Origin of the sequence: Chitinophaga sp. YR573, assembly GCF_900110995.1 — a bacterium.
Taxonomy (GTDB): domain Bacteria; phylum Bacteroidota; class Bacteroidia; order Chitinophagales; family Chitinophagaceae; genus Chitinophaga.
Window position 1 is genome coordinate 1661824 of sequence record NZ_FOJF01000002.1, and the last position, 12367, is coordinate 1674190.

The 12367-nt window shown below is 44.3% G+C and carries 9 protein-coding genes; 3 read left to right on the forward strand and 6 right to left on the reverse strand.

Annotated features, from left to right (window positions below):
• Positions 1 to 58: 58 nt before the first annotated feature.
• The 6 genes from BMW86_RS26335 to metX all read right to left on the reverse strand — a co-directional run bounded on the left by BMW86_RS26335 (position 59) and on the right by metX (position 10085).
• On the reverse strand, positions 59 to 2815 hold the full coding sequence (locus BMW86_RS26335) for a TonB-dependent receptor (RefSeq protein ID WP_089785673.1): 2757 nt from the start codon (positions 2813 to 2815) through the stop codon (positions 59 to 61).
• 110 nt (positions 2816 to 2925) lie between these two features.
• The gene (locus BMW86_RS26340; RefSeq protein WP_089785675.1) at positions 2926 to 6048 is read right to left on the reverse strand and encodes an efflux RND transporter permease subunit; all 3123 of its coding nucleotides are present in this window, start codon (positions 6046 to 6048) and stop codon (positions 2926 to 2928) included.
• A gap of 14 nt (positions 6049 to 6062) precedes the next feature.
• Positions 6063 to 7142 (reverse strand): efflux RND transporter periplasmic adaptor subunit, encoded by a 1080-nt coding sequence (locus BMW86_RS26345; RefSeq protein WP_089785846.1) that lies wholly within the window; start codon positions 7140 to 7142, stop codon positions 6063 to 6065.
• Positions 7143 to 7161: 19 nt separating this feature from the next.
• The gene (locus BMW86_RS26350) at positions 7162 to 8472 is read right to left on the reverse strand and encodes a TolC family protein (RefSeq protein ID WP_255373010.1); all 1311 of its coding nucleotides are present in this window, start codon (positions 8470 to 8472) and stop codon (positions 7162 to 7164) included.
• Between the two features lie 135 nt (positions 8473 to 8607).
• Positions 8608 to 8979 (reverse strand): hypothetical protein, encoded by a 372-nt coding sequence (locus BMW86_RS26355; protein WP_143056700.1) that lies wholly within the window; start codon positions 8977 to 8979, stop codon positions 8608 to 8610.
• Positions 8980 to 9059: 80 nt separating this feature from the next.
• A complete protein-coding gene (gene metX / locus BMW86_RS26360; protein ID WP_255373011.1) occupies positions 9060 to 10085 on the reverse strand; it encodes a homoserine O-acetyltransferase MetX in 1026 nt (341 codons plus the stop codon).
• A gap of 93 nt (positions 10086 to 10178) precedes the next feature.
• Between metX and BMW86_RS26365 the strand changes: the two genes are divergently transcribed.
• The 3 genes from BMW86_RS26365 (at position 10179) to BMW86_RS26375 (ending at position 12366) form a co-directional block, all read left to right on the forward strand.
• Positions 10179 to 10598: an OsmC family protein gene (locus BMW86_RS26365; protein WP_089785679.1), complete on the forward strand. Its 420-nt coding sequence runs from the start codon at positions 10179 to 10181 to the stop codon at positions 10596 to 10598.
• A gap of 79 nt (positions 10599 to 10677) precedes the next feature.
• Positions 10678 to 11859: a trans-sulfuration enzyme family protein gene (locus BMW86_RS26370; RefSeq protein ID WP_089785681.1), complete on the forward strand. Its 1182-nt coding sequence runs from the start codon at positions 10678 to 10680 to the stop codon at positions 11857 to 11859.
• Between the two features lie 156 nt (positions 11860 to 12015).
• Positions 12016 to 12366: a hypothetical protein gene (locus BMW86_RS26375; RefSeq protein ID WP_089785684.1), complete on the forward strand. Its 351-nt coding sequence runs from the start codon at positions 12016 to 12018 to the stop codon at positions 12364 to 12366.
• Position 12367 lies beyond the last annotated feature (1 nt).

The window sequence follows — 12367 nt, forward strand, 5'->3', positions numbered from 1 at the left end:
ACAACAAATCAGACGTCCCGGGTGTAGTGCCCGGGACGTCGTCTATTTAGGGAAGTTCTTATTTGAATATTTCGTCAAACAGCAGTGATACATAATAAATGCCACCTACTGTCGGATTACCAAAAGATGTCTGGTAATAGTGGTTCAGGATATTAGATCCACCCAGTTTGATAGTAGCTTTTGCTTTAGGCATCTTGTAATTCACCTGTGCATCTATTGTTCCGTAAGCAGATACATTGCCGGTTACAAAACTTGCATTCCATAGAAAAGCATCCTGCCAGCGATACGTTACATTAAACCCGATATTCTTATACACGTTCCTGTTAGCCAGTCCCAGATTAAAACGGTATTTAGGTGTGTTAAAAGAAGAGGCTAATCCTGCGGATTCTTTTGTGATATCATTATAAGATACGTTACCGGACAATGTCCAGTTACTGATCAGGTAATCCAGTCCTAATGCACCACCCTGCGTTACTACATCGGATGGATTGTTCACGTATGTAGCGAAGATATTGGCGCTGTTAAGTGCGGGGTCCTGTGCCAGAGGTTTGGTTGGCTGGATCAATACCAGGTAGGAGAGGAAGTTATTATAAGAACTGTAATAGTAATAAGCATCTATCAACAGCCTGTTTTTTATCAATCCCTTGTACCCGATTTCCCATGCTTTCACACTCTCTGGTCTGAATTTTCCGAAAGTATATGTCTGTAACAAAGCAGGATTACCGGTAGCAGCATATTGTTGCACACTGGCTTGCGTATACCCTTTGTTGTTATACAGGTCGTACTTTGTCAGCATTCCCGGTAAACCTCCTATCAGCCTGGTATTATAACGGATTGGAAGATCTATGTACTGGTCCTGGTTGGTAGGGTTGCGGTAAGCTGTCTGGAAGGATAAACGGATATTATGTTGCGGTGCAACGGTAAATACAGCGGAGATACGAGGCGTAAATCTGCCATCGAAATTCTCGTTCTTATCATAACGTACAGACGCGGTTAATTTGATACGATCGTTCACCAGTTTTTTACCTGCCTGCACAAAACCTCCATATTCATCTATCTTAATTCTTCCGCTGGCATCATCGAAGATGGTACCATCAGAATTTAAAGAATAACGACGATAAGACGCGCCAGCCTGCAGATCAAAGATTTTTACATGATCTGAGAAATTGTAGAATCCTTCATAATGATAAAGGTTTGTTTTATCATTAAACTTAGCGCCATTCCTGCCTGTACCGAAACCGATATAACGGCTGGTGATGGCATCCTTAGCTGTGTTGAAGGTGGCAGAACCTGGCTGTAAACGGGCACGGTCTGCATATCCTCTGGCGATAGCATGCGCTTCTGCATCTGTTTTAACACCTGGTGCACCAGCGAATACGCCGGCTCTTGCCTGGTTGTAGACGGTGGCATATTCTGCAAACCATCCGCCTATAACATTCCCGTTGGCATCTGTAACAGCGCTGGGGTTATAGGTTTCATTCAGCAGGGTGCCGAGTGCAGTAGCATTGTATGCTTCTCCGGAACGTTCCTGTGTAGTGTAACCACGTAAGAAGAAGTTCTTTCCTCTCAGTTCCAGTTTATATTGTCCAAGGTTGAATTTACGCAGGGAGTAACGGTCGGAACCAGTATACACGGTAGTACCGGAACCCCAGTTGCCCTGTACAATCGCTTCTATTTTGTCTGTGATTTTGTAATGTAATGCCAGTCCTGTTTTCAGACTTTTAGTACCATAATCCACCAGGTCTTTTTCATTGTAACCGGTACGTGATACAGATACACCGTTCAGCAAACCAGCGGAAGCGCCAAATTTAGTATTGATTTCATCCCCATATACATTCACTCCATCGTAATTAGGATCTGTAGTATGAGAATAACCGGCTTTCGTTTTCAGGTTCAAACGGTCGAAGTTGGTAGAATCCCGTGCCTGCCAGTCGTCCGCCTGCATATAGCCAAAGTTCACTTTAAAAGCGAAGCGGCCGAATGCTTTGGCATAACGCAACATTACATCGGGAATAAAACCAACGGAGGACTGCTGTACAGTGCCGAGATGATTCATACCCGCTTGTAATTTCACGCTTAGTCCCTGGTATTCAAAAGGATCTTTACTGGTCATGAGTAAAGTACCATTCATGCCACCTGCACCATACAATGCAGAAGAAGCACCAGGTAACAGTTCCACGGAAGCCAGGTCCAGTTCAGAGACCCCAACGATATTACCTACGGAAAAGTTAAGTCCGGGTGCCTGGTTATCCATTCCATCCATCAGCTGGTTGAAACGGGTGTTACCGTTGGTATTAAATCCACGGGTAGTCACCGCACGGAAGCTCAAACTCTGTACGCTGGACTCTACGCCCTTTAAGGAAGGTAACGCATCGTAGAAGCTGGGAGCAGGTGTTTCACGGATGGCGGTGAGGTTCAGCTTTTCAATAGAAACAGGAGAGCTGAGGATACTTTCTGATACACGACTGGCGGCAACAACTACTTCATTGCCAAGTATCTCTGTAGATGCCAATTTTACGCTAACATCCGAGGAGCTGCTGACAGCTACCACCTCATTGGAGAATCCTACAGATGAAAAAATGAGCGTAACAGGAAAAGGACGCGTTGTGTTCAGTTTAAAGTGACCGGCTCCGTCTGTGACGGTACCAGATAAGGTACCTTTGAGGCTGACACTTACACCGGGCATAGGTTCGCCGGTTGCTTTGTTTGTGACTGTGCCCGTGATAGTGTTTTGTTGCTGAGCATTTGAGGTAACAGCAAACAGGGTAAAAAATAATAGAAGGTACAAACTTGATTTTTGTAGGTAATTCCTCATACTGTGGTGATTTTGGTGACCTTATTAGGTAATATAGTACTAAATATAAGCAAAAAAAGTCCACGGCCATGACAGACCGCAGACTTTTCAATATTATATTACCTTTAAGGCTAATCCATCTTCTGACCTACTTTCCTGTAACCCAGGTAGAAGAACAGCGGGAATACCAGCAGTGTTAATACGGTCGCAGTAATCAAGCCACCTATCACCACAATTGCCAGTGGTTTGGATGTTTCAGAACCGATACCTTTTGACAGGGCCGCCGGTAATAAACCGATAGCTGCCATCAAAGCTGTCATCACCACAGGACGTACCCTTGTACGTACCCCGTCGCGGATAGCTACTTCCAGTGTATGCTTGTTGAACTCATGCTTTTTCACCTTCTGCATGTTGTTCTTGAATACAGAGATCAGGATTACCCCATTCTGTATACAGATCCCAAAGAGTGCTATGAAACCGATACCCGCAGAGATACTGAAGTTTGTACCGGAGACCAGTAACGCCGCAATACCACCAATGATAGCAAAAGGTACATTCAGCAATACCATCCCTGCGTCTTTCACATTACCAAACATCACAAACAGGATAAGGAAGATGAGCAACAGACTGATAGGCACCACCTGCGTCAGACGTTTGGTAGCACGTTGCTGGTTTTCAAAGTCACCCGCCCATTGCAGCTCATACCCCTTGGCCAGTTTTACCTGTTTGTCCACCTTCGCCTGTGCTTCTGCTACCGCACTACCCATGTCACGACCACGGATAGAGAACTTCACAGCGGTATAACGCCTGTTATCATCCCTGAAAATAATGCTGGGTCCTGTGAGGGTTCTGATGGTAGCGATGTTCTTGATAGGAACACGCGCACCACGGAGCGTAGGCACCATCAGGTTACTGATAGCTTCAGCGTTGTTACGGTATTGCTCTTCATACCGCAGACGCAGCTGGAATTTACGTTCGCCTTCATAAATCTGTGTTACCGCTTTACCACCAATGGCCATTTCAATGATCGCATTGGCATCGGCAGTAGTAACACCATATAAAGCCATCTTATTTTCATCCAGTTCTATACGCATTTCCGGCTGACCGATATTCTTGATAACACCCAGATCTTCCACACCTTTGATATTCTTCATGATATCATAGATCTCATTCGCTTTACCTTCTGTATAGACGAGGCTATCTCCATACACCTTTACGCAAAGCGATCCTTTCACACCAGATACGGCTTCTTCCACGTTATCCATGATAGGCTGGGAGAAGTTGAGGTTGATACCCGGGAATACGGAGAGTTTCTTCTGCATTTCATCTACGAGTTCCTCTTTTGAGATGCCACTTTTCCATTCTTTCTTAGGATAGATGTCTACATGGAACTCTACGTTATAGAAACCGGTAGCATCTGTACCATCGTTCGGACGACCTGTTTGCGACATCACCTGTTTCACTTCAGGGAAGGAGAGGATAATACGCCGCATCTTATTTGCCAGTGTCTTGGATTCATCCAGTGACACACTCAGCGGACAGGTAGCACGGATGTAGATCGCACCCTCATCTAATTCAGGTAAGAACTCACTACCCAGGTATTTGAACATGAATAAACCAATGACTACTGCAATGCTGGCAAAAATCAAAGAGATACGTTTATGATGATACGTCCAGGTGAACATTTTCATCACCCCGTTGGTAATCCCTTCTACAAAAATGTTGTGTTTTTCCTTCACATTCTTGCGGAGCAGGATACTGCTTAATAACGGGATCAGTGTAAGTGTGAGGATCAATGCACCCAGTAACGCAAAACCTAATGTCCAGGCCAGCGGAGAGAACATCTTACCTTCCACTTTCTCAAAGGAGAATACTGGTAATAAACCGGCAATGATGATCAGTTTAGAGAAGAAGATAGCCTTCCCTAATTCACCACCGGTATTTTTGATGATACCCAGTTTGGACAGCTTGTTAAAGCGTTCCATACCGATTTTGTGCGACTTCTCATCGAGTAGTACGAAGATACCCTCGACCATCACGACGGCACCATCTATGATAATACCAAAGTCGATAGCGCCCATTGACAACAGGTTGGCAGACATCCCCCTCAGTGTCAGACATATAAATGCAAACAAGAGTGCGAGTGGTATTACAATAGCCACGATAACGGTTGTACGCCAGTCGGCCATGAACAGGAACACGATCACCGTTACAAAGATGATCCCTTCCAGCATGTTATGCAGTACCGTATGTGTCGCAAATTCAATCAGGTCACTACGGTTGTAGAACGTATTGATTTTCACATCAGAAGGCAACACCTTTTCATTCAGGTAGGCAATCCTTTCCTGTACACGTTTAATTACCTCACTTGGGTTTTCGCCTTTACGCATTACGATGATCCCTTCCAGTACATCATTCTGTTTATCACGGCCTACCTGTCCGAGACGGGGCAGGGCAGAGACATCCACCTGGGCAATATCTTTTACGAGGATAGGGGTACCATTAATATTATCTACAATGATATTCCCTATTTCTTCCGAGTTGTTGAGTAAGCCGATACCACGTACTACATAGGCCTGTGAGTTATCGACGATCACATCACCCCCCACATTGATATTACTTTTGGAAATAGCGCTGTATACGTCCAGTGGTGTGATATCATAAGAAGCCAGCTTCTGTGGGTTTACGGTGATCTCATATGTTTTCACCTCACCCCCAAAGCTCACCACATCACCTACACCCGGTACATTTAACAGGCGGCGTTCAATCACCCAATCCTGTAATGTTTTTAATTCTCTAACCGTTTTCGTTTTGCTTTCCAGTGTATAACGGAAGATCTCACCTGTAGGACCGGTAGGCGGTTGTACGTCCGGGTCTGCACCATCCGGTACTTCCACATCACGTAACAGGTTATTTACCTGCTGACGGGCAAAAGCATCATCCACATCATCATCGAAAATAACTTTCACTACGGACAGACCGAATACCGTTGTAGAACGAACGGATGATTTCTTCTGTACCGGGTTCATGGCTATTTCAATAGGCACTGTTACAAACTTCTCTACTTCTTCCGCACTTCTGCCAGACCATTGTGTAATGATAGTAATCTGTGTATTGGTAACATCCGGGAATGCTTCAATGGGAATATTCCTGAAAGCGATAACGCCCCATACGATTAATACAACCGTAGCAAACCCTATAAAGAGCCTGTTCTTTAGGGAAAAGGCTATAATACTTTTTATGATTTTTTGCATAAGATTCTGCTTGGCTATTGAACATTTAGAGCATCGTAAATAAATACCTGTGAGCTGGTCACTACCTGGTCTCCGGCCTGTAAACCAGAGATAAAGGCTTTGTCATCAATTCTGCGAAGCACTTTGATTTCGCGTATTTCCAGTTTAGATGCCAGCTTCACCACTACATACTGTTTGCTGTTGTCCATTACGATAGCACTGGCAGGGATACTCAGCAGACTTGCAGAAGGTTTGGTATTTACCTTGATGGTAGCAAACATTTCGGGTTTCAGTTCATTACTGGCATTAGACATGCTGATACGAACTTTCATGGTACGGTTAGCAGGGTCCAGTACATTATATACCTTGTCTATTTTACCGATGTAATCTTTCTCAGGATTAGCCAGTGTGGTTACACGTACTTCATCACCCAAACGGATACTTGAAATGTCTGCCTCATACACGTTAGCGATGATCCATACAGTAGAAAGATCAGCTATGGTGAACAGGTTGGTATTGTTATCCTGACGAACTTCTGAGTTATTGGAAATATTCTTTTCGATCACATAACCGCTGATAGGAGCCGTTAAGGTGTAGGAAGAGCTGTTACCACCGGTGATAGAAGCGACGCTTTTAGCACGGTTCTGTTCAGACACGGCCTTTTTATAATCGATCTGTGCGCTTAAGTAATCCTGTTGAGTAGCCAGGTTACTTTCGAACAGTTCTTTTTTAGTCTCCATGTTTTTCCTGGCAAGGTCTACGCTGGATTCTGCCAGGGAAACATCGTTGGTGATACCGGCAACTTCAGAACTCTGCAGTACGGCCAGTACCTGGCCCTGTTTCACGTAATCACCCATTTCCACCTGAACGGTTTTGATTTTACCACTTACAAGTGCATATACTTTTGCTTCTTTGCTTTCGTTGGGTTCTATTTTACCATTCAGTTTAATAGATTCGGAAGGCTGTTCAAAAGTAGCAGGAGCGGTTTGTACATTCTTGTACAGGCTATCGGAAATAGTCGCGTCGTCTTTAGGCGCTTCAGATGAATGAGTGCCGCAGGCAGTAAGCATATATGCAAAAGCAAGCGGAGCGATATATATAGTGAAAGGTTTCATGATCATTTTTCAGTTATAATTAATTATTGAACAAGGTTTTACCTACAGCAAAATTCAGTGTTTCTATAGCCTGCATACGGTCGTTCTGCAACTGGTTGAGCTGCAAAAGATTTTCTTTATAGGAATCATAGAAATCTGTGAGTTCCAGCAGGCTGATATTCTTTTTCAGGAAGTTGTCTGTAATGTTTTTCAACAGCTGTTCAAAGTCTTTACGGAAACCGGGATCAATAGATTCCAGCATTTTATCCGTATTCAGTGCTTTGGAATAAGCTGTTTGTACCTCATTCTCTACGGTCATCTGTTGTTGCTGTACCTGCAACTTAGTCTGATCAATACCATATTTCGCAGCCTTGATATTACCCTGGTTCCTGTTGAAGAAAGGGAGGTCTATACCTACGGTGAGGAAGGTGGCGTTATTCACGAAACTGCCTCTTTTATCGAAGTCGGCACCCAGGGTGAGGTCTGGTACTGCCACAGCTTTCTGTAGTTTGTAGTTCTGTTCGTTATAGAGCTGACTGTTTTTTGCCAGTGCAAGGTCCTGCCTGTTTTCATAAGCGCTGTCTATCAGGCTTTGCAGGCTGGTTTGTCTTACAGATGGAATGCTGGCCACAACATCTGCCGGCATATCCAGTGCATACCATACATGATTATTCTGCAGTAACAGCTGGATTTCAGCTTCCAGGTCGTTCACCTGGTTCTGCATGGTAGTCCTTTCTGCTTTTAAGCTATATAATAATGAACGGAGACGAACGGCATCTTTCAGTGTAACCAGTCCTTTCGTTTGCAGGTCCTTATAAGTAGCATCCATCTTTTCAAGAGAAGAGATCTGCTCTGCATAAGCGCTCATAGAGTTCTGCAGGAAATAAGCCTGATAAAAGTTACTGCGGAGAGAGAAGCGTAAGGTACGCAGCAGGTCGAAGAAGGAGTTTTCGGCCATAGCAGCATTGGTCTGTGCTATTTTCACCTGTTTGTTCCTTTTACCTGCCAGGGAAATCATTTGTTGAATCCCTACTTCGTACTGGCCTGTACTGTTACTGATATCGAACCATTTTTTCTGGTCCGGGTTGTAGATATTACCACTCAGCTGCAGGTTTGGGTTGTTGTACAACTTCGCCTGTATGATCTGGGCGCGGGCGATAGATACATTGTATTTCTCTGCGAGTAACTGAAGGTTCTTATCCAAAAACTGTTTTTCAGCGTCCTGCAGCGTGATATGCAATGTATCCTGTGCATGTGCCGATATTCCTGTCATCAATATGAACAGGCAGCAGGCAAAGATCTTTGCTACATTCCGGGTGAGGTGTAAAGGTTGAGAATCCCGACTATACATCTATTTTAATTTTTAATACAATTTTAAAGCTGGTGTATACTGATCAAACAATATCTGCATAGATTAGTTCATTAGCTTCTCCGCGGAGCAGCCATCACTGATCAGTTATATAATTGAGTTGATAGAAGTGGAAAATTATACTTCCGGCGGGGGAGTAAGAATGTCGTATGCTACGGAACTTGTTTTTTGCACAGGCAACAGGGGATACGCCACTGCGAGTTCTTTCGTTGTTGGCTCGTTAATGCTACATGCAAGTTGTTCCTTAGGGGAGATATAATAGGAGATACCGGTACTTCCGGTAAAGTAATGAGGCAGATCATCATCCTCATCCTCCCGTGTAATATCCGTATTCCCTAATATCACCTGGTCTACGTATTCAAAGAAAGTATTGATATCGTCTATCTGCCTGCCACGTGCATCATACACATCTTTCTCTTCCACCACAGGGATGAACATAGAAGTGTTGACGTGTATAAAAAGTAATATGTAGGCGATAGTCTTTAACATATAATAACTACACAAATATAGATCGGTAGTATAAGATATCGCTATGGCTTAATGGATTTTAAGACCTTTTTAATCAGATTTTAACGCGGCTGTTTAAGCCAGTCACAGAGGATTTTACCTATTTTTTCGAACTCAATGAGGAAGCCGTCATGCCCGTAAGAAGAGTCAATTTCATGATAGGTTGCATGCGGTAAATGTTGTGAGAGAAACAGTTGTTCTTCAGGCGGACAAAGCAGATCGCTGGTAATTGCGACGATGAAGGAAGGCTGTTTCAGCAGCGCCAGGGTACCTGCAACATCTGTAGTACGGCCACGGGAAATGTTGTGACTGTCCATGGCTTTTGTGAGCAGCCAGTAAGATTGCGCATTAAAGCGTTTCACCAGTTTATCGCCCTGGTAATTAATATAAGAGGTAGCGCGGAAGTTATCGATCTTTTCTTTGTCGGGGTCCGACTGGGTACGTACAAAGGTCTGGTAGTTGCGGTAGGTAAGCATACCGATGGCTCTTGCCGCTTTCAGACCGGTAGCGCCGGCAGAGGCATGATTATCTTTCCATGTGCTGTCTGCTTCAATGGCCAGGCGTTGTGCTGTGTGCACGGCAATGCCCCAGGCACTTTCTGCTGCCCCGGTACTTAAGAGACAGAGACGTCCGATGCGTTCAGGTTCCAGTAATGCCCATTCAAGTGCCTGGTATCCACCCATGGAACCACCTACCAGCAGATGTACCTGTTCTATGCCCAGATGCTGGCGCAGGAGTACATGTGCCTTTACCATATCTCTGATAGTTACCTGCGGAAAGGAAAGATGATAGGGTTGTTTAGTCTGTGGATTGATGGACAGAGGTCCTGAAGAACCATAACAGGAGCCCAGGATATTAGCGCATACGATATAATACTCAGCGGGATCCAGGAATTTACCCGGGCCAACCATTCCAGCCCACCAGTCGGCCACATCAGCGTTGGCAGTCAGTGCATGACAAATCCATATAACATTACTACCGTCTTTGTTAAGCTGGCCGTAAGTGTGATAAGAGATATTCAGTTCGTGCAGTGCATTGCCCGATTCTAATGTAAATTCCTGAATGCTATGAAACTGATGTATTGCCAAATCCCCGAAAAATTTGCGCAAATATAACACAAGAAAGGAGAAAAGGATGTTTTCTCTTCTTATGTTATCTTTGTATGATAAACAATCTGAAATATGAAGATATCACTACAGAGATTAGATGATGCGTTCAATATGGAAGCAGTGGATGAAGCCGGACATAAAGTGCTGATGGATTCTTCCGTTGAAAACGGCGGTAGCAATAATGGAGTAAGACCAATGCAAATGTTGCTGATGGGATTAGGTGGTTGCTCTGCCATAGACGTTGCCATGATCCTTAAAAAGCAACGCCAGGAAGTCAAAGATTTCCGCATCGAAATAGAAGGAGAAAGAGAAAAAGGAAAGGAACCATCCTTATGGGAAAACGCACATGTGGTGTTTCATCTTACAGGAGATATCGATCCGGACAAAGCAGCCCGCGCTGTAGAACTTTCTATGAACAAGTATTGCTCTGTTGCGGAAACACTGCGTGCCGCAGGAGCTAATCTTACCTGGGAAACCAAGGTGAACGCGTAATTACGTTAATTAGGTTGACTTAGTCAATTAATCGGTTTTTCCATTGGTTGACTAAGTCAAATACATAATATACCAACAAATGGATAAAGATCAGTACCGGCCGGAGACCAATGCAGTAAGGATACAGACAGAAAAAACATGGCAGATGGAACATTCCACTCCCTTGTTCCTGACGTCCAGTTTTACATACGACAGTGCAGAAGAAATGCGTGCAACATTTGCAGACGAAACGGATAATAATATATATACCCGTTTCAGCAATCCGAACGTAGATGAATTTGTACAGAAGGTTTGTTCACTGGAAAAAGCAGAAGCAGGTTATGCAACTGCTTCCGGGATGAGTGCCATATTTGCCAGTTTTATGGCCCTGATGAATGCAGGTGATCACCTGATTTCTGCCAGCTCTATCTTCGGCTCTACGCATACCATCATTACGAAGTTCCTGCATAAATGGGGTATAGAATACAGTTATTTCGATATCAATGCCCCGGAAAGTATTGAAGCGCTGATCAGGCCCAATACGAAAATGATCTTCGTAGAAACGCCATCCAATCCCGGACTGGAAATCATCGATATCAGTATTATCGCGGCCATTGCCAATAAACATAATATTATCCTCAATGTAGACAACTGTTTTGCCTCACCGGTATTACAGCGTCCTATTGAAGACGGTGCCCATATCGTTACTCACTCCGCTACCAAATGGATGGACGGACAAGGCCGTGTGCTGGGTGGTGTAGTGGTTGGCAGAAAAGACCTTATCAAAGAGATCCATACTTTCTGCCGTAGTACGGGGCCTGCGATGTCTCCTTTTAATGCATGGGTACTGAGCAAAAGCCTGGAAACCCTGCATATCCGTATGGAGCGTCATTCCCAGAGCGCCTTTACCCTTGCTAAAGCGCTGGAAGGCAATCCTTTACTGCAATGGGTGAAATACCCTATGCTGGAAAGCCATCCACAACATCATATTGCCAAAAAGCAAATGAGCGGCGGCGGCGGTATCGTATGCTTTGAACTGAAAGGCGGCTTACAAAGCGGGGTACGTTTCCTGGACTCCCTAAAGATGCTGACCCTTACGGCTAACCTTGGCGACAGCAGAAGCATTGCTTCTCATCCTTCCAGCACTACTCATGCTAAACTGACAGAAGAAGAGCGTAAAAAGGTGGGTATCACGCCTGGCCTTATACGTATTTCAGTAGGACTGGAGAATGTTCAGGATATACTGGAAGATATTCTTCAAGCCCTTGAAAACAGTAAGTAAACAGTAATTGAACAGGTTCTGACTAGGTCTTGATAAGGTTCATCCTCCGTTTATCCTCCGTTAATTAACGGAGGATAAACGGAGGATGAACCTGTTTTATTCCTTATCAAAGCCTTATCAATCTATATTTTCGGTATCTTTCCTTACCTTTCTATTATGAAATCCTTACCCCGTTTTATACTTATTGTCGTACTCAGCTACCTTGGTGGCATGTTCCTGACATGGTGGACAGTCGCCATCGCCGCATTCCTGGTAGCCGTACTTATTCCTCTTCCGCCACTGCGTTCCTTCTTAAATGGTTTCATCGCAGTATTTCTCTTATGGCTGGCACTGGCCTTTTTCATGGACGTACGGAATGACCATATTCTGGCCAACCGTATGAGTGAGCTGATCCTCAAAGTGAAAAACCCAATCCTGATAGGCGTTATAAGTGCTATGATAGGTGGTATTACTGCCGGCCTGGGTGGATTGTCAGGTAGCTTCCTCCGGTACAAGAAGAGTAAATAAT

Excerpts from the sequence above, each read along its gene's own strand:
- BMW86_RS26335 (WP_089785673.1), bottom strand. The coding sequence starts at position 2,815 with ATGAGGAATTACCTACAAAAATCAAGTTTGTACCTTCTATTATTTTTT.
- BMW86_RS26340 (WP_089785675.1), bottom strand. The coding sequence starts at position 6,048 with ATGCAAAAAATCATAAAAAGTATTATAGCCTTTTCCCTAAAGAACAGG.
- BMW86_RS26345 (WP_089785846.1), bottom strand. The coding sequence starts at position 7,142 with ATGAAACCTTTCACTATATATATCGCTCCGCTTGCTTTTGCATATATG.
- BMW86_RS26350 (WP_255373010.1), bottom strand. The coding sequence starts at position 8,472 with ATGTATAGTCGGGATTCTCAACCTTTACACCTCACCCGGAATGTAGCA.
- BMW86_RS26355 (WP_143056700.1), bottom strand. The coding sequence starts at position 8,979 with ATGTTAAAGACTATCGCCTACATATTACTTTTTATACACGTCAACACT.
- BMW86_RS26365 (WP_089785679.1), top strand. The coding sequence starts at position 10,179 with ATGAAGATATCACTACAGAGATTAGATGATGCGTTCAATATGGAAGCA.
- BMW86_RS26370 (WP_089785681.1), top strand. The coding sequence starts at position 10,678 with ATGGATAAAGATCAGTACCGGCCGGAGACCAATGCAGTAAGGATACAG.
- BMW86_RS26375 (WP_089785684.1), top strand. The coding sequence starts at position 12,016 with ATGAAATCCTTACCCCGTTTTATACTTATTGTCGTACTCAGCTACCTT.